Annotated in this window: 17 protein-coding genes; 15 read left to right on the forward strand and 2 right to left on the reverse strand. The window is 44.3% G+C overall.

What is annotated here, in order from left to right:
- Positions 1-190 precede the first annotated feature (190 nt).
- Positions 191-661 carry an HTH-type transcriptional regulator SlrR gene (gene slrR / locus BA1_RS16180; protein ID WP_008361196.1) on the reverse strand — a complete coding sequence of 157 codons (471 nt, stop codon included), beginning with the start codon at positions 659-661 and terminating at the stop codon, positions 191-193.
- 257 nt (positions 662-918) lie between these two features.
- Between slrR and BA1_RS16185 the strand changes: the two genes are divergently transcribed.
- The 13 genes from BA1_RS16185 to BA1_RS16245 all read left to right on the forward strand — a co-directional run bounded on the left by BA1_RS16185 (position 919) and on the right by BA1_RS16245 (position 14,634).
- Positions 919-1,650: a YveK family protein gene (locus tag BA1_RS16185; protein WP_008361199.1), complete on the forward strand. Its 732-nt coding sequence runs from the start codon at positions 919-921 to the stop codon at positions 1,648-1,650.
- On the forward strand, positions 1,640-2,323 hold the full coding sequence (locus BA1_RS16190; RefSeq protein ID WP_008361201.1) for a CpsD/CapB family tyrosine-protein kinase: 684 nt from the start codon (positions 1,640-1,642) through the stop codon (positions 2,321-2,323). The genes BA1_RS16185 and BA1_RS16190 overlap by 11 nt, the downstream gene beginning before the upstream one ends.
- A gap of 165 nt (positions 2,324-2,488) precedes the next feature.
- Positions 2,489-4,363 carry a polysaccharide biosynthesis protein gene (locus BA1_RS16195; protein ID WP_008361202.1) on the forward strand — a complete coding sequence of 625 codons (1,875 nt, stop codon included), beginning with the start codon at positions 2,489-2,491 and terminating at the stop codon, positions 4,361-4,363.
- Positions 4,329-5,468 (forward strand): glycosyltransferase family 4 protein, encoded by a 1,140-nt coding sequence (locus tag BA1_RS16200; RefSeq protein ID WP_008361204.1) that lies wholly within the window; start codon positions 4,329-4,331, stop codon positions 5,466-5,468. The genes BA1_RS16195 and BA1_RS16200 overlap by 35 nt, the downstream gene beginning before the upstream one ends.
- Before the next feature lie 2 nt (positions 5,469-5,470).
- Positions 5,471-6,310, forward strand: a complete 840-nt coding sequence (locus BA1_RS16205) for a glycosyltransferase EpsE (protein WP_008361207.1) — start codon at positions 5,471-5,473, stop codon at positions 6,308-6,310.
- Positions 6,303-7,433: a glycosyltransferase family 1 protein gene (locus BA1_RS16210; RefSeq protein WP_008361209.1), complete on the forward strand. Its 1,131-nt coding sequence runs from the start codon at positions 6,303-6,305 to the stop codon at positions 7,431-7,433. Before BA1_RS16205 ends, BA1_RS16210 begins: the two co-directional genes overlap by 8 nt.
- Before the next feature lie 14 nt (positions 7,434-7,447).
- A complete protein-coding gene (locus tag BA1_RS16215; protein WP_008361210.1) occupies positions 7,448-8,551 on the forward strand; it encodes an EpsG family protein in 1,104 nt (367 codons plus the stop codon).
- A 27-nt stretch (positions 8,552-8,578) separates the two neighbouring features.
- Positions 8,579-9,607 (forward strand): glycosyltransferase family 2 protein, encoded by a 1,029-nt coding sequence (locus tag BA1_RS16220; RefSeq protein WP_008361212.1) that lies wholly within the window; start codon positions 8,579-8,581, stop codon positions 9,605-9,607.
- Complete coding sequence (locus BA1_RS16225; protein WP_008361214.1) at positions 9,607-10,635, forward strand: polysaccharide pyruvyl transferase family protein; 1,029 nt, start codon at positions 9,607-9,609, stop codon at positions 10,633-10,635. Before BA1_RS16220 ends, BA1_RS16225 begins: the two co-directional genes overlap by 1 nt.
- Before the next feature lie 28 nt (positions 10,636-10,663).
- On the forward strand, positions 10,664-12,193 hold the full coding sequence (locus BA1_RS16230) for an MATE family efflux transporter (RefSeq protein ID WP_008361215.1): 1,530 nt from the start codon (positions 10,664-10,666) through the stop codon (positions 12,191-12,193).
- Positions 12,194-12,213: 20 nt separating this feature from the next.
- The gene (locus BA1_RS16235) at positions 12,214-12,807 is read left to right on the forward strand and encodes a sugar transferase (protein WP_008361217.1); all 594 of its coding nucleotides are present in this window, start codon (positions 12,214-12,216) and stop codon (positions 12,805-12,807) included.
- Positions 12,770-13,456, forward strand: a complete 687-nt coding sequence (locus tag BA1_RS16240; RefSeq protein ID WP_008361219.1) for an acetyltransferase — start codon at positions 12,770-12,772, stop codon at positions 13,454-13,456. Before BA1_RS16235 ends, BA1_RS16240 begins: the two co-directional genes overlap by 38 nt.
- The gene (locus BA1_RS16245) at positions 13,456-14,634 is read left to right on the forward strand and encodes a DegT/DnrJ/EryC1/StrS family aminotransferase (protein ID WP_034739808.1); all 1,179 of its coding nucleotides are present in this window, start codon (positions 13,456-13,458) and stop codon (positions 14,632-14,634) included. Before BA1_RS16240 ends, BA1_RS16245 begins: the two co-directional genes overlap by 1 nt.
- 138 nt (positions 14,635-14,772) lie before the next feature.
- Here the strand turns inward: BA1_RS16245 and yvfG are convergent, their stop codons facing one another.
- Positions 14,773-14,988, reverse strand: coding sequence for a protein YvfG (yvfG, locus tag BA1_RS16250; RefSeq protein ID WP_008361224.1), 216 nt, complete (start codon positions 14,986-14,988; stop codon positions 14,773-14,775).
- Between the two features lie 70 nt (positions 14,989-15,058).
- Between yvfG and rpoN the strand changes: the two genes are divergently transcribed.
- Both rpoN and BA1_RS16260 read left to right on the forward strand, forming a co-directional pair.
- Positions 15,059-16,357: an RNA polymerase factor sigma-54 gene (gene rpoN / locus BA1_RS16255; protein WP_008361226.1), complete on the forward strand. Its 1,299-nt coding sequence runs from the start codon at positions 15,059-15,061 to the stop codon at positions 16,355-16,357.
- A 172-nt stretch (positions 16,358-16,529) separates the two neighbouring features.
- The gene (locus BA1_RS16260) at positions 16,530-17,270 is read left to right on the forward strand and encodes a FadR/GntR family transcriptional regulator (RefSeq protein WP_008361228.1); all 741 of its coding nucleotides are present in this window, start codon (positions 16,530-16,532) and stop codon (positions 17,268-17,270) included.
- Positions 17,271-17,366: the final 96 nt, after the last annotated feature.

Genomic DNA, 17,366 nt, shown 5'->3' on the forward strand with positions numbered 1-17,366 from the left:
CGCTCCGCGCCGGTACTCGTCCTTCCGAGACTGCAAAGGTTTTCATGTCACGCTGAAAAGAAGACAAATGGCTAAAATAAAGATCATTTTAGCCCTTTGTCAACAATCTAAGAGCCTTTTCATGAAAAAAGGCTCTATTTCATCGAGGCATCAAACGCCTCTCCCCGCAAATTGGTCCTTTCTCAAAGGCTTACGCCCGGTATTCTCCCATATTCGTTAGAAACGCTTTCACTTCTTCGATGGTTAGGCCGATAGCTTTTGCTTCACTCATGAGACGCTTCCATTCTGAGATATTCGAATCGGTCAGCTTTCTATGGATAACATGTAATGTCTTTTCTTCCTGCTCCTTTCGAAAGGTTTGGAGCAGCTGATACAGATCTTCTTTAGGCATGCCGGATTGGACGGCATGCACGATATGCTCCCGCCATTCCTGTTCACCACCCTCAAAGTCATGAAACATCATTGTCTCTGCATCAAACAGCTCTTGTAAATCAATGTCTAGTGAAGAGGATACCTTTTTTAAAAACTGCACAGATGGATTCTGGTGGACACCACGCTCAATTTTACTTAAATACGATTTAGAGACATGGGCATCTTCAGCTAGCTGATGGATCGAGTATCCTTTCCTCTTTCGGTAAATGCGTATCACCTTTCCTATCATTCGATTTATGATCTCCCTTCTCCCTGGCGAATAGTTCTGCGACCTTTTCGTTCATTATAAGAAATAAATTGTTCTTTATAAAATTCAAAAACGTAAGAAACAGGAAGTAAATAAAAGAAAACGAACGATTTTGTTCTTTAAAAAGAACTATAAGACCTATTATGACATTTTTCTTTGCGGGTATTATCTTTTATAATCCAATCATTAACAAAAAGAAACCATATATAACCTTTTTATGATGAAATCGGGAGGTATCTATGAATGAGAATATAGGTTTTAAGCAGCTGTTTTCTGTCATTAAAGAGAAAATGGCCCTTCTGATCCTGATTGTCCTGATCGTAACGGGTATTTCAGCCTACTATCAGTTCTATGTCTCGACTCCTGTATATCAGGCAACCACTCAAATTCTTGTTCATAAACGAAGCAGTGACGCACAAGCGAATTTAAACGATATTCAGATGAACCTTCAATATACACGTACCTTTCAAGTCCTATTAAAAAGTCCCATCGTCATTGAAAAAGTAAAAGAAACACTCAATCTCACAGAATCGGCTGAAGGATTAAAACACAAAATTGCCACAAGTACAGAAAATGAGTCTGAGGTCATAAATATTTCTGTACAAGATGAGGACCGCGCCAAGGCAGTAGCGATTGCAAATACGGCAACAGAGGTGCTACAAGAAGAAATTAAAAAGACCATGAATATGGATCGCATTAATGTTTTGTCTGAAGCCAAGCTGTCCAACACGATTCTCGTGAATTCACGTAAATTTGTTCATATCGTTTTGGCACTAGGCGCCTCTTTATTAGGGGGAATGACACTCATTTTCTTAATGAATCTACTCGATGATACGGTCAAACGAACACATCAAATAAGAGAAGAGGTCGGATTGCCGTCGCTCGGCAGTGTCTATCAGATGCAAGCAGACAGGAGGGCAAAAAAAGACAAGCAGTCCGTCATAACGGGAGGACAGAACATTGATTTTTAAGAGGAAAAAACGAGAAAAGAGAGATTTATCCTGTATTTCTGTATTAAATCCTCACTCTGTCATTGCGGAACAATTCCGAACGATCCGAACGAACATCGAATTCACATCCATTCAGACCCGATTGAAGTCGATATTGGTGACATCCTCCTTGCCGAAGGAAGGGAAATCATTTACGGCTGCAAACTTAGCAGCTGTTTTTGCACAGCAGAAAAAGCGGGTTCTGCTCATGGATGCTGATTTGCGAAAACCAGCCATACATGAATATTTTGACCTGAGTCCGCACACTGGCTTGACGAATGTGCTTTTAAATAATTGCAGTTTGGAGGAAGCCATTTTACCTACACCGATTGAGCATTTAGAGCTGCTTCCGAGTGGGACGATTCCGCCGAATCCAGCTGAACTGCTTTCTTCCTCTGTGATGAAGCAACTATTTTATGAGATTGAGCAGCAGTATGACATGGTGATCGTTGATTCCACGCCGCTTCTGCCTGTAGCCGATGCCAAAATATTAGCGAATCGGACAGATGGGAGCATTCTTGTTGTATTAAGCGGTAAAACAAAGATCGCCGCTGTGAAGAAAGCAAAAGAAGTATTAGACGGAACAACAGGGAAACTGCTTGGGGCGATGCTAAATGGAAAGAAAGTGAAAAAGGGAAGGCACTATATGTATTAAAGAGATTGATAGGTGATGTCTCCTAATCTTTAACAACGGAGGCACTCGATCCTGCTGTGGGCATGTCTTATGCCTTAGATGCTCGTCATCGGTAGTGGGATGTGAGGACGGGTTTGATGCCCATTGTACGTAAGAATAGTGATGTTTTAAAAAGGGGGAGGAGCGTTGACTTACGCCCAAAGATTATCAATCATCGTAGCACTAGATTCATATCTCATTTTAGTTGCTGTCTTTTTTGGCTTTCAATTTGTCCAAGAGGCGGCGTTAACCGTATATACATTTGAAATGCTCGTCATTTCTTCGCTTAGTCTGCTCATTGGGCACCATTTGTTTTCGTATATTTTTCACGTGTACAAACAAGTATGGGCATATACAGGGGTAAGGGAGTTATTTTCTTTAATGAAGACCTTTGTGTGCTCTTTTTTATTTTCAATGACGGTGCTGTACCTCTTTGTGCAGACATGGCCATTTCGGTTTTTATTCATCGTCTGGCTTTTCCATGTTTTATTCATCGGAGCATCTCGTATGGCATCCAGGCTATTTCATGATGGGGCAAAGCGGCTGCAGGAAGAAAAGGAGCGGGCACTAATCGTTGGCGCCGGATCAGCCGGGACCATGATCGTTCGTCAGCTTCAACAGTCGAGTGATGTACGTATTGAGCCTGTCGCTTTTATTGATGATGACAAGACAAAGCATAGGCTTGAAATCATGGGACTGCCCGTTCTTGGGGGGAAAGAACATATTCAAAGAGCTGTTGTGATGATGGATATTCAAAAAATCATCATCGCCATTCCATCTAAAAGCAGTCACACCTTAAAGGGGCTTTATAAGGAATGTGTAGCGACTGGAGTCAAAACACAGATTATGCCGGAAATGGAGCAGATCTTAAAAGGAACCCATGCGCTGAACCAGCTGCGGGATGTACAGCCAGAGGATTTGCTAGGAAGAGAGCCGATTCAATTAGATACAAGCCGCCTATCTGTACATTTAAAGGGGAAAACGATCATGGTGACAGGAGCAGGTGGGTCCATTGGATCAGAAATCTGTCGTCAAATTTGTGTGTTTGCCCCTCGGGCCATTGTGCTTGTGGGACATGGAGAATTTAGCATTCATTCTATTTTACTTGAGCTGAAAGAATTATATGGAGACAGCATCAGCCTCTATCCGCAAATTGCGGATATTCAAGATAAACAGAAAATGAGTGAAATCATGGGTCATTTTCAGCCGGATATGATCTATCATGCTGCGGCACATAAACATGTCCCGCTCATGGAAATCAGTCCGAAAGAAGCGGTGAAAAATAATATTATTGGAACCAAAAATGTCGCAGAAGCCGCACATGAGCACGGAGTTGAAACATTCGTCCTCATTTCCTCAGACAAAGCGGTCAATCCTGCCAATGTGATGGGAGCGACAAAGCGGTTTGCTGAAATGCTGATCATGCAAATGGGGGCAAGCAGTAACACGAAATTCGTGGCTGTACGATTTGGGAATGTACTCGGAAGCAGGGGGAGCGTCATTCCGATCTTTAAAAAACAAATTGAAAAAGGCGGGCCGGTGACAGTCACGCACCCAGCTATGACAAGATATTTTATGACGATACCGGAAGCATCACGGCTAGTCATCCAAGCAGGTGCATTAGCAGAAGGCAGACAGATCTTTGTTTTAGATATGGGGGAGCCAGTCAAAATTGTCGATCTCGCAGAAAACCTCATTCACCTCTCAGGCTACACCACAGACCAAATTCCAATCACGTTTACGGGCATTCGTCCCGGAGAGAAAATGTACGAGGAGTTACTCAACCACCATGAAAAAGCACAGAAGCAAATCTTCCCCAAAATCCACATCGGCCATGCGCTGGATGGGGACCCATATGTGCTGAACCGCTTTATTCACGAATTTGACATGATGAGTGAAGATCAATTAAGACAAGCATTATTTGCAGCCATTGAGTCGCATGATTTGTTGACTGAACCGGTGCAAAGAGAGGAGGAGACGCTTGCTAATGAAGAAAAAAGTCTTGTTTTGCGCAACGGTTGATTATCATTTTAAGGCATTCCATCTCCCGTATTTTCGGTGGTTTCAGGAACAAGGATGGGAAGTGCATACAGCGGCAAATGGCCAGCTGGAGCTGCCGCACGTGGATCAGGCGCATTCCATTCCGATTCAGCGATCTCCTTTTCATTTGCGCAACCGGCTTGCTTATGTGGAGCTGAAAAAGCTGCTTGAGAAAGAGCATTACCATTTCATTCATTGTCACACGCCGATGGGAAGTGTCATTGGCAGGCTGGCTGCCAAAGGTACACGCAAAAAAGGGACGAAGGTTCTTTACACGGCGCATGGTTTTCACTTTTGGAAGGGGGCTCCGCTTCAAAACTGGCTGTTTTATTATCCGATTGAAAGATGGCTCGTTCCATATACAGATGCGCTCATCACCATTAATGGAGAAGACTATAAAAGAGCCGATCGCCTGTCAAAAGAGAAAGTATCTGTGCATTATGTTCCCGGCATGGGTGTGGATATGAAGCGGTTTGCACCAGTTGATGATAAAGAAAAGAAGCGCCTTCGAACAGCATATGGCTTTACCCCGCAAGATTTTATCGTGCTGTGTGCTGGCGAATTAAATGACAATAAAAATCAAGGGATGCTCATCAAAGCGTGTGCTCAAGTTTACGGGCATATACCAAATGTAAAGATTGTGTTTGCGGGAGAGGGGACAAGCCGGCCGTTCTATGAAAAGCTGGTTCGGCAGTTGAATCTTGAGCCGCATGTTTATTTTGCTGGGTTTTGTCAAAAAATCGAGGAATGGATGCACATGAGTGATGTATGTGTGTCAACCAGCCTGAGAGAAGGGCTCGGCATGAATCTTCTTGAAGCGATGTCTGCTGAGAAGCCGGTCATTGCCACTGAAAATAGAGGTCACTGTGAGCTAGTCAAACATGGGGTGAATGGCTTTTTGGTCAAACCGCAGGATGTAGATGTTTTAGCTGGTTATTTACAGCAGCTTTATCATAAAAAGGACCAGCTGTCCCTTATGGGAAAAGCGGGACGCTCCATGGCTCACGCATTTGCACAGGAGCAGACGGTAAGTGCCATGGAAGAGATTTATACAGCCTATATGGATCAAGTAGAGAAGGTGATGTGAGCATGCGTAAGCCGAAGGTATCTATCATCATGGGCGTCTACAATTGCCAAGAGACAGTAGAAGAAAGCATTGAATCCATTCTTCATCAAACCTATGAAAACTGGGAGCTCATCATATGTGATGACGCATCAACAGATGGCACCTATGAAAAAGTGCTTCCTTATACAAAAAGAGATCCTGAAAGAATTCGCCTCATTCGAAATGAACAGAACCAAAGACTTGCGGCCAGTTTAAATCGCTGTCTCACTGAAGCGACGGGAGAACTCATTGCAAGGCAGGATGGCGACGATGTATCAGTGCCTGTTCGTTTAGAAAAACAGGTTGATTTCCTCGATACACATCCTGAATATGATGTGGCCGGTACGGCGATGACAGTTTTTGACGAGTCGGGAACAAAGGGTGTTCGTGCCCTTGCCTCAGAGCCTGATCGAAAGGTGCTGGCAAGAGGAACACCTTTTTGTCATGGGACGATTATGATGAGGGCCTCAGCCTACAAGGCTTTAAATGGATATCGTTCTGTGAAAACAACAAGGCGAATGGAAGATATCGATCTTTGGATTCGCTTTTTTGCTGCTGGGAGGAAAGGCTTTAATTTGCAGGAGCCCTTATACATGGTGAGAGAGGATGAAGCGGCCTTTCAGCGCCGAAAATTTCGATATTCTATGGATAATGCCTGGCTCGTTTTAAAAGCATGCTGGCAATTAAAATTGTCACCGTTTGATTATCTATTTGCTCTTAAGCCAGTGGTTCGTGCCTGTATGTCACCAAAGATCATGAGGTTTTATCATCAGCGAAAGCTTGAGGTGTCGATGTTGAAAAGGAGGACGATCCGAGATGAGTGAGCCAAAGCGTGTACTGCACGTTGTGGGCGGAATGAATAGAGGCGGTGCAGAAACGATGATCATGAATATCTATCGTGCACTCGACAGGAATGTTCTTCAATTCGATTTCATCACCCACCGCAAGGACGACTGCGATTATGATGAGGAAATTCGTCAGCTCGGGGGACGAATCTTTTATGTCCCGAGTATTGGAGCGTCCTCTCCTTTGGCTTTTGTGAACACGTTGACGAAGACGATCAAGCAGACCGGCCCTTATCAGGCGGTGCATGCACATACGGACTTTCAAACTGGCTTTTCTGCCCTTGCTGCGAAACTGGCAGGTGTGAAGGTGCGCATTTGCCATTCACATAATACGGCTTGGAAACAGTCGCCAAGCTGGATTGATCACTTGATGTTCAAAGGTTTTCGACAGCTGACCTTTGCATGTTCTACCCAGCTTGCTGCCTGCGGCGAAGATGCCGGTGTTTTTTTATTTGGACAGAAGAAGATGCAAAACCGGCGAGTGGTGATTTTACCAAATGGAATTGATTTAGACCTTTTTTTTCAGTTGAAACCAGAGGCAAAGGTGGGGATGAAAAAACACCTCCATCTTGACGAAAAGAAACTGGTGATTGGTCATATTGGACGATTTCATGAGCAAAAAAATCATGTTTTTTTCATTGAACTGGCGCAGACTCTAAAGAAACAAGGGGTTTCATTTCAGCTTGTTCTTGTTGGGGATGGACCGCTCAGACAAGTCGTCGAATCGTATGCGGAAAAAGCAGGGGTAACGGAAGACATTGTGTTTACGGGTGTTGTATCGGAGGTCCCGGAGTACATGAAAGCATTTGATGTGTTTGTGATGCCTTCTTTGTTTGAAGGTCTCCCGCTCGTATTAGTGGAAGCGCAGGCATCTGGATTGCCTTGTGTGATCTCAGATCATATTACAAAGGAAGTCGATCTAGGCTGCGGGCTCGTGAAACGGCAATCACTGCGCGATTCAGCACATGAGTGGATGAAAGCAATTCTTGAAGCGTATCACGAAGAACCTCCTCTTCAAGAAACCATTACCTCTCAGCTTGGCCAAAGAGGATTTGATGTGAAACAGAACATCACTCGTGTGATGAATGTCTATGGATTGTAAGGAAGGATTGGCAGATGGCGGTTTATTTGGTGAACATGATCATGGTCTATTTATGGTCGAGCTTTGCTGCATTTTATGGCAGGCGTGATGATACCATACAAAGCGGTTGGCGGCCAAACAAGCTTCTGGTGTTTTTTCCGTTTTTATTTCTTTGTATTGTAGCGGGTATAAGGTACAAAGTAGGAACCGATTTTGTGACCTATGGGCAGATGTATGAGTACGCCGTTCATTATGAAAAGCCTTGGCATATATTTGGGTTTGGCGTAGACAAGGCTGCAACCGATCCGGGGTTTACGCTGATCTTATGGATGCTTAATCAGCTTTCACATGAGCCGCAAATCATGTATATCACAGTTGGGGGCATCACTTATTTTTTTATCATCAAGACGCTCATGCAATATGGACGGCCCTTTGAGCTTAGTATGCTGCTTTTCCTTGGCACATTTCATTATTATGCTTCGTTTAATGGCATGCGTCAGTATATGGTGGCGGCGATTCTTTTTTATGCCATCAGGTTTGTCATCAATGGTGAGTGGAAATTGTATTTTCCGCTTGTACTTGTGTGTTCGTTGTTTCATTCATCGGCACTCATGATGATCCCCGTTTATTTTATCGTCAGAACAAAGGCATGGTCATGGATGATGCTTGTTTTATGTTTGATTTTTTTAGGCTTAACGGCTCTTTATGACCGCTTTGTTTCAGTATTTGTTGTGATGTTGCAAGGGAGCTCTTACGGCCATTACGAGGAATGGCTGACAACGAATACAAATGGAATGAATGTGACGAAAATTGGTGTGCTGATTCTGCCGCTTTTGCTTGCTTTCTTTTATCGAAAACGACTTCGTGAGCTGACGCCGGAGAGTGATTATATTGTGAATTTTTGCTTGCTTGGATTCTTGTTTGGCATCCTTGCAACAAAGGATGTCATTTACGCAAGATTTCATATTTACTTTGGTCTGTATCAGCTCATTTTACTGCCATATTTCACACGCATTTTTGATCAGCGGTCCAATTTCTTTATGTATGTTGGGATTGCCGTTTGCTATATTTTGTACAGCATTATGCTAATGCCGTTTGATTCTTCCGTTTTACCGTATCGAACGATTTTTACAAAGTAGATTTGAAGAAAGGTGGGGCATAAGGTAATGCCAGCTATCAGTCTATTGGTCGCAGTCTATAATACAAGTCAATATGTGGAGCAATGCCTCCAATCAATTGCAGACCAAAGCTTTTCAAATATAGAGGTCATTCTCATCAATGATGGTTCGACGGATCATAGCGGGGAATTGCTTGAAGCGTTTGCTGCGCGTGATGAGCGATTTCGGGTGATTCACCAAGCGAACCAAGGGCTAGGAGCAGTGAGAAACCGAGGCATAGAAGAAGCAAAAGGAACGTATCTCGCCTTTATTGATTCAGATGATATGCTCGCTCCTCATTATTGTGAAGCCTTGTATGAAAAAGCCGAAATGACCGGGGCAGATCTTGTTGTCAGTGAATATTGGATTCAATTTGAGCAGTCAAACAGAACCATACCGACGACGCTTTTAGCCCATCAAAAAGCAGAGAGGGCCAGCTTAATAGAATCGTTATTACATGGAGACATCACTGGATTCTCATGGAATAAGCTGTATCGGCGTGCTTTTATCGAAGAACATCAGATCCGTTTTCCGCTGAGAGGTGAGCTTGAGAATATTGAAGATCAGTATGTCACGCTGCGCTGCTTTTCTTTATCACGTGTCATGGCCTTTGTGCATGAACCACTTTATTATTACCGGGTTCATCGATCATCCATTGTACAGCGGTATCAAAAGCAATATTTTCACCATGGACTGGCATTTTATGACACGCAGCGCTTGTTTTTAAAAGAGCATGACGAGCTGACACCATATGAGAAGGCTTTTCATGTTTTTATGGTCAATCATACGCTTCATTGTATGCTCAATGAATGGAAGAGCCAAAATTCACTTTCATTTCAAGAAAAGCTTGATCATATGCGGGAAATGGTGACACACGAGGCGTTTCAGCATGCTGTGAAGCACGTGGAGGCATCGAAGCTGACTGTGCGAAAGCGAATGATCTTATTCTTGGCGAAACTGCAGTGGGTTTATCCGCTTTCTGCGGCTGCTTCAAGCTATCAAAAATGGATAGAATATCAAACGAGAAAATCGGGGTGATGGGGTTGACATTGCAGCAATTAAAAGCACATGCCGCAGAGTGGCTGCTCTTAAAGGTCAAGTATCCGCTTGAGTATAGACTGAGCCGCCAAAGGCTCCCAGAGCTAAGCCATCAGAAGAAAATCATTCTCACTTTGCTGCCGGCACATGACAATTTAGGTGATCATGCCATTGCTTATGCGAGCTACTGCTTTTTACAAAAGTATTTTCCAGACTATCACATCATTGAAGTGGATATGCAGGAGTTGTATCGTCTCGCACGCCCGCTGAAGCAAGCGAGGCATCCTGAAGATATCGTCTGCATTATCGGCGGGGGCAATATGGGGGATTTATACCGCTATGAAGAATGGACGAGACAATTTATCATGACCGCCTTCAAGTCCTATCCTGTGATTCAGCTTCCCGCTACTGTTCATTTTACAGAAACGAAAAGAGGGAAAAGAGAAGAACGCCGCGCTATTCGAACGTATCAACAACACCCAAGGCTCCTTCTGATGGCAAGAGATCAAACCACCTATGAATGGATGAAGCAGCATTTCCCTGATAAAGAGGTATGGAAACAGCCTGATATGGTCCTGACATTAGATGAATCATCGAACGAGCAAGCACGTGAAGGTGTGCTGCTTTGTCTGCGTGAGGATAAGGAAGCCTATCTCACCCAAGAGAAGCGAAAGCAATTACAGCAGCATATCAAAGACACGTATGATCAAGTGGGGTTCATCACAACGACAATTGGAAAACGAGTGGATCGAACGACTCGTTTAGAGGAATTATCCACTTTGTGGACGCAGTTAAGACAGGCGCAAGTCGTTGTGACAGACCGGTTACATGGCATGATCTTTTGTGCGATTACACATACACCATGTATTGTCATCAGGTCCTTTGATCATAAGGTGATGGAAGGATATGAATGGGTATCGCATCTTCCGTTTGTCACCCTTTTGAAAGAACCAAATGAGGAAGCAGTGAAAAAGGCGATTCATCAGCATATGAAAACAAGCGGTCAAAAGGGAGAGGAAGCTGGATGAAGGCCCTTAAACACTGCGTGAAGACACTATGAACCGTACGTTTCTTTACAATGTGAGTGCGAATATCATCACGTTTATCCTGATGATGCTGATGTCTGTTTGTTTAACGCCTTACATTGTTCATACACTTGGAGTGGAAGCATTTGGTCTGATTCATCTGACGCAAAATATGATCAATTATTTATCAGTTATTACGGCTTCATTAAGTGCTGTGGTTGTGCGTTTTTTTTCTGTTGCGGCTCATAAAGGAGAGATGGAACAAGCGCAGCGCTATCTCGCCTCCTATTTTGTCAGTTCTATTTTTTTATCCATCAGTCTCTTTTTGCTTTGCGTTTTATTGTCTCATCAGCTCGTTGACTGGCTTCATGTGCCCGCTTATCTCGCAAAAGACACACAGATCGCCTTTATGTTAGGGGGTCTTTTATTTATGCTCAATTTCGTCATGTCCGGTATCGGGGCTGCGCCGTTTTATGCGAATAAATTATATGTTTCAAGTGTTGGACAGGCCATCCAGATGTTTTGCAGGGCGCTTGTGATTGTGTTTTTGTTTACGGTGACGACACCCGCTATTTGGCATATTCCGCTTGCAGCCGTGATTGGGAGCTTTGCGGCTATGGGAATCGGCATCTATTATTTTAAAAAACTCATTCCTTGGTTTTCGTTTCAGTGGCGGCATGTCTCTTTATCTTCTAGTCTCACCCTTGTGCGATCAGGGGTATGGCATTCATTGGAGCAAATGGGGATTTTGTTATTTTTACAAATTGATTTATTGATGACCAACTTGCTGATTGGGGCAGAAGCGACTGGTCAGTATGCCGCCATTTTACAATTCCCATTATTATTACGCACACTTGCAGGGACACTTGCAGTTGTGTTTGCACCGACCATAACGAAATTATATTCAAATCAAGACGAGCAGGGACTCATTCGATATGCTGCCAAAGCCATAAAGTGGAGTGGCTTATTTGTGGCATTTCCCGCGGCTCTTCTAGGAGGTCTTGCCGGCCCGCTCATGCTGCTATGGCTTGGACCAGCCTTTGAGGAACTGAAATGGCTGCTCATGATTCATGCGGCTTATTTATGTTTGACATTGATGTTTTTACCGCTGACCTATGTGCCGCCAGCCTTTAACCGATTTAAAGTTCCAGCGGTTGTCACGCTCATATTAGGCGCTTCCAATGTGCTTTTTGCCTATGGATTGACTCAGCTGCTTCAGCTTGGCTTATACGGCATTGCATCAGCGGGAGCGATTGTTTTATTGATGAAAAATATCGTGTTTCTCCCATTTTATACGGCCAAGATCACAAAACAGAAAAGCACCATCTTTTACAAACATACAGTCGTTCCGCTATTAGGAGCTGTATTCATTTGGGGTTTCTGCGCTTGCATTCAGGCTGTGTATGACGTGACCTCGTGGTGGGAGCTCTTTTGTATTGGTGGAGTTGGTTTTATTCTCTACATGGGCTATTTGTATCTATTTGCAGGAACAAAACAAGAGCGGATACAGCTGATGCGTAAGGTGAAACAAGCTGCCGCTGCACGAGCTGTCTCCCGCTAGTGTGAAAAGGAGATGCAATGATGAAAAGAATAATAGATGTGGTCGTGGCACTGACTCTGCTCATCGCAGGTAGCCCTCTTTTCCTTCTCATGTATGGACTCATTAGGTGGAAAATCGGGGCTCCTGTGGTGTTTCGGCAGGAACGGCCTGGCCTGCATGGCCGGCCATTTATGCTGTATAAATTTCGAACGATGACTGATGAATGCGATGAACAGGGTGTGCTGCTTCCAGATCATCTTCGATTAACAAAAACGGGCGCCTTGATTCGCAAGCTCAGTCTTGATGAATTGCCGCAGCTAGTCAATGTGCTGAAAGGAGAGCTCAGTCTCGTTGGACCAAGACCTCTTTTAATGGAGTATTTACCGATGTACACAGAGGAGCAGGCTAAGCGTCACCTTGTGAAGCCTGGTATTACTGGATGGGCGCAGGTGAATGGAAGGAACACGCTCTCCTGGGAGGAAAAATTCACCTATGACCTCTGGTATGTTGAGCATCAATCGTTTTGGCTTGATTTGAAAATTTTATGGATGACTTTGCTGAAAGTCATCAAAACAGAGGGGGTGCAGCAGCCGCATCATGCAACAGCCGAAAAATTCAAAGGGACCGATACGTAAAGCGCAGCCCATTGGCTTAATTGGGGCTGGCGGGCATAGCAAGGTCATTCAGGATTTGATTTTTTCGCATCCTGATTACTCATTGTGTACTGTATTAGACGATCAGTTTGCTCAGGCGGTCACTCAAAGCGGCATTCTTTATGCACCGATCTCCATGAGTCAAATGCTAAGAGAGGAAATGCCCCATACGAAATGGCTGATTGCCATTGGACAAAATGAAATGAGACAGATGATCAAGGAACGTCTCTCGTTTAAAGACACGGCATTTGCCACACTGATTCATCCAGACGCCGTCATAAGTCCATCATCCAAGATTGGAAGAGGAACTGTGGTGATGACAAAGGCGGTTGTCCAAGCAGATGCAGTCATCGGTGAACATGCGATTATCAACACTGGCTCGATCGTGGAGCATGACTGCTTACTTGGAGCCTTTGTTCACCTTTCACCGGGAGCTGTGCTTACCGGCTGTGTTTCCGCGCGTGAGGGAGCCCATATTGGGGCAGGGGCTGTTGTGACACCTGGTACATCCATTGGAAGCTGGTCAATCATTGGTGCAGGAGCAGCAGTGACCCGAGATATACACGATCAGAAAGTCGCTGTAGGTGTTCCTGCAATTGAGATCAAAGATCGGAGAGAGGGCGGGAAATGATGAAAGAAAAGAACCGAATCTACTTATCTCCTCCTCATATGAGTGGAAAGGAAAGCTTGAAAATAGAGGAAGCCTTTAAGAGCAATTGGATTGCGCCTTTAGGACCGCTTGTGAATGAATTTGAGCAAATGGTCGCGAACTATGCAGGGGTGAAGAAAGGAGCAGCTTTATCTTCAGGAACAGCAGCCATTCATCTTGCCTTAAAACTCATTGGCGTTCAAAAGGGAGATGTTGTCTTTTGTTCCACCCTTACATTTGTGGCAAGTGCAAATCCTATTTTATATGAACAAGCAGTGCCTGTTTTTATTGATTCAGAAAGAGAGACATGGAATATGTGTCCGCTTGCGTTAGAGAAAGCCTTTGTTGAAACAAAACGTCTTGGGAAAAGACCTCGGGCGGTCATTGTCGTTCATTTATACGGCCAAAGTGCGAAAATGGATGAGATCATAGCGCTGTGTGAGGCATATGATGTGCCCATCATTGAAGATGCTGCTGAATCGTTAGGCGCTATGTATAAAGGAAGAAAAAGCGGCTCAATGGGCAGGTTCGGTGTTTACTCTTTTAATGGAAATAAAATCATGACAACATCAGGAGGCGGAATGCTGGTGAGTGATGATGAAGCTGCCATCGAACGATGCCATTTCCTCGCCTCACAGGCAAGAGAACGTGCGATGCATTATGAGCATCAAGAGGTGGGGTACAACTATCGCATGAGCAACCTGCTCGCAGGTGTAGGGATTGCCCAAATGGACGTGTTAGACGAGCGTGTTCAGCAAAAGCGGCGCATTTTCCAGCGTTATCATGACGCTTTATCCGATGTTGAAGGCATTCATTTTATGCCGGAATATCAAGAGACGAAGTCCAACCGCTGGCTGACGACATTAACCATTGATCGTGATACGCAGATTTCTCCAGTCGAGATCATTGATGCGCTGGAAGAAGAGCAGATCGAAGCGAGGCGTGTATGGAAGCCGCTGCACAGGCAGCCGCTCTTTCATGATTGTCCTTTTTATACAGCCGCTACGGGGATTCCTGCCTCGGAATTGTTATTTGAGACAGGGCTTTGTCTGCCATCTGGAACAAGCATGACAGAGGCTGAACAGGAGCGCGTCATTGACACATTGCATGGTGCTCTGCATAAGAAAGCATGTACCTCTATCAAGGCAGCTCGTACATAAGCAGTTTGCCTTTATCCTGTGTATACTGCGGGGCGGTCCGGCTTTTTGATGATGTACAAATCAAAGCTGGATCAAAAGCGTTTCCTGCATGACAAACACCCTTTGCAATCGAGGCAAAGGGTGCTATTTTTCGCCCATTTATTCGCTTTCTTTTTTCACCTTTTGATAAGCTTCATCAAGATGCTGAATTCGTTTCAAGACAACAGCATTTTTGGTCAATTGGTCCTGAACCAGTGTAGAAACCACCGAGCGGTAGTAAGCATTCATGGCATGCACCTTGTCCTCGTGTTGATTCATGGCAATATGCTGTTTCAAGTTGTCGACAAAGTATGGAACAGAAAAAAGTTCAGACATGGAAATCACTCCTATTTCATATATACGGTCGGTCAATCTTCATGTAAAATGAGGAGAGGGAGGGGAGACAATGAGCCTTAAACTGCAACAAGAACAAGTATTAAAGCATGTGCTCACACAAGAACTCAGGCAGGCCATTACGTTGCTGCAATTGAATTGTGCAGAGCTGGGCGAGTATCTTGACCAGCTAGCGCTTGAGAACCCTCTGATTGAGCGGAAAGACACGGACAGCTATCAACCAGTTTATCATAAAAGAACGCAAGATCGAATGACAGAGCCGTATCGTTCGCACCAAAAAGAAAGCCTGCAAATGTATTTAAAGAGACAGGCCATTGATTTGAATTTAAGTGAAAAGAATCAAAGAATCTTTCACTTTATGATTGAGTCCATTGATTCCAATGGCTACCTAAATGAACCGGTTGATCAAATGGCCGCTGTTTTGGAGGCTTCTTCAGAAGAAGTAGAAGCCGTTCTTCATCAGCTTCAATCATTAGAGCCTGCCGGTATTGGCGCAAGATCATTGCAAGAATGCATTCTGCTTCAGCTTAGAAGAAAAAAGGACCGCTGGTATGAGGCCGAGCGGATCATCGAAGAGCATTTCTTTCTTTTCGCAAGAAAGGCTTGGAAGGAAATTGCTTCAAAAACAGGCATTCCAATGAAAACACTTCAAGCGGTACAAGATGAGGTGTCACTCCTTGAACCACGACCAGGCCTTCATTTTTCTTACGAGGAACAGCATGTGTATATAGAGCCCGATGTGTTTATTACTGCTATGCAAGATCACATTACATTTGAGCTGAACCAGCGTGCCTTTCCGGACATTGAAATGAATCAAGCGTACTTCGCCATGATTCAAGATCGAAAGCGGCATGAAGCATATGCGTATTTAAAGGAAAAAGAGCAGCAGTACAATTGGCTTGTTCAAGCGCTTAAACAGAGAAAACAAACGATGACAAATGTCGTTCGTGAGATTATCTTACAACAGACTGATTTTTTCCTTACCGGGAAGCATAAAATGAAACCGCTTACGATGAAGCGGATTGCAGATGTTTTACAAGTGCATGAGTCGACAGTGAGCCGAACCGTCAAAGGGAAAATGGTGCAAACCCCTTATGGATTAATGGAAATGAAACAATTTTTCCAAGCGAAACTAGAGGGGCATTCGCTAGAAGAAGCGTCCAGCTACACAGTGAAGACCCACATTGCCGAGCTGATTCAATCGGAAAATAAGAAAAAACCGTATTCGGATCAGCAAATCATGACGTTGCTTCAGCAAACCTTTGGTATTCGCGTGTCGCGCAGGACCATTGCAAAATATCGTGAACAAATGAACCTTCCGTCATCCACACAGCGGAAGCGCTATGATTAAAAAGAAGCACATGCCAGAAAAATGGCTCGTGCTTCTTTTTTGATGAGAAAAAGACCGCTTGAAGATTTCTTGAGAATTGAGAAAAGGGGAGACGTGTGATCTGAAATTTTGGGGTAAAGTATAAGATAGGGCATGAGCCGAAGGATAGACAACGGTGATGAGGTGAGACCAATTGAAATATAAACAAATCAAAACGAAAAAAATATATGAAGAAATAGCGGATGCATTAGTTGAATCCATTCGTACGGGTGAGCTTCTACCAGGGGAAAAATTAGATTCGGTTCAAGCGCTCTCTGAAAACTTTCAAGTCAGTCGTTCCGCTGTGAGAGAGGCGCTGTCCGCTCTGAAAGCGATCGGATTAATAGAGATGAAGCAAGGAGAAGGCACATATGTGAAGCAGTTCGATCCTGAACAGCTCGCATTTTGTACATCTCCTGCTTTTTTGATGAAGCAGCAAGATATAGCGCAGCTTTTTGAAGTGAGGGCAATCATTGAAGCAGGTGCTGTCAAAAAGGCGGCGCTGCTGCGAACAGACGAGGACCTTCATCGCCTGCGTGATGCACTCGAACAAATGAAGCTGGCAGAAGCTCATCAAGAAATGGGGGAAGAGGCAGACCTCACATTTCATCTTGCCTTAGCCAAAGCCACGAAGAATGGTGTACTAGAGACATTAATGAGTCAGGTTTCAACCTTGTTAATAGAAAAGATGCGAGAAACGAGAAAAGCTGTACTGTTCTCAAAGAAAGCCTCCATACGGCAGCTTTACAAAGACCATGAGCAAATTTATCAAGCCGTCATGGCCAAACAGCCAGAAGAAGCAGAGAGAGCGATGCGCACACATTTGGAAAATGTAGAAAGACGTCTCGGCGACGTGCTGCAAGAACAGGGAAGAAAGCCAGATATACAACAATAGCTGTGCCCCATAAGGGCACAGCCAGCGTGTAGACAAACCCTCGCATTCTTTGTCAGTCCTGCGTGCCGGTGCTCACGAATGTCAAATTCGCTCCGC

Origin of the sequence: Bacillus xiamenensis (genome assembly GCF_000300535.1) — a bacterium.
GTDB classification, from domain to species: domain Bacteria; phylum Bacillota; class Bacilli; order Bacillales; family Bacillaceae; genus Bacillus; species Bacillus xiamenensis.

What these genes read in the sequence shown, in the direction of transcription:
- rpoN (WP_008361226.1), top strand. Translation starts at nt 15,059, where the DNA reads ATGAGCCTTAAACTGCAACAAGAACAAGTATTAAAGCATGTGCTCACA.
- BA1_RS16245 (WP_034739808.1), top strand. Translation starts at nt 13,456, where the DNA reads ATGAAAGAAAAGAACCGAATCTACTTATCTCCTCCTCATATGAGTGGA.
- slrR (WP_008361196.1), bottom strand. Translation starts at nt 661, where the DNA reads ATGATAGGAAAGGTGATACGCATTTACCGAAAGAGGAAAGGATACTCG.
- BA1_RS16215 (WP_008361210.1), top strand. Translation starts at nt 7,448, where the DNA reads ATGGCGGTTTATTTGGTGAACATGATCATGGTCTATTTATGGTCGAGC.
- BA1_RS16210 (WP_008361209.1), top strand. Translation starts at nt 6,303, where the DNA reads ATGAGTGAGCCAAAGCGTGTACTGCACGTTGTGGGCGGAATGAATAGA.
- BA1_RS16240 (WP_008361219.1), top strand. Translation starts at nt 12,770, where the DNA reads ATGCAACAGCCGAAAAATTCAAAGGGACCGATACGTAAAGCGCAGCCC.
- BA1_RS16200 (WP_008361204.1), top strand. Translation starts at nt 4,329, where the DNA reads ATGAAGAAAAAAGTCTTGTTTTGCGCAACGGTTGATTATCATTTTAAG.
- BA1_RS16225 (WP_008361214.1), top strand. Translation starts at nt 9,607, where the DNA reads ATGGGGTTGACATTGCAGCAATTAAAAGCACATGCCGCAGAGTGGCTG.
- BA1_RS16185 (WP_008361199.1), top strand. Translation starts at nt 919, where the DNA reads ATGAATGAGAATATAGGTTTTAAGCAGCTGTTTTCTGTCATTAAAGAG.
- yvfG (WP_008361224.1), bottom strand. Translation starts at nt 14,988, where the DNA reads ATGTCTGAACTTTTTTCTGTTCCATACTTTGTCGACAACTTGAAACAG.
- BA1_RS16230 (WP_008361215.1), top strand. Translation starts at nt 10,664, where the DNA reads ATGAACCGTACGTTTCTTTACAATGTGAGTGCGAATATCATCACGTTT.
- BA1_RS16235 (WP_008361217.1), top strand. Translation starts at nt 12,214, where the DNA reads ATGAAAAGAATAATAGATGTGGTCGTGGCACTGACTCTGCTCATCGCA.
- BA1_RS16220 (WP_008361212.1), top strand. Translation starts at nt 8,579, where the DNA reads ATGCCAGCTATCAGTCTATTGGTCGCAGTCTATAATACAAGTCAATAT.
- BA1_RS16205 (WP_008361207.1), top strand. Translation starts at nt 5,471, where the DNA reads ATGCGTAAGCCGAAGGTATCTATCATCATGGGCGTCTACAATTGCCAA.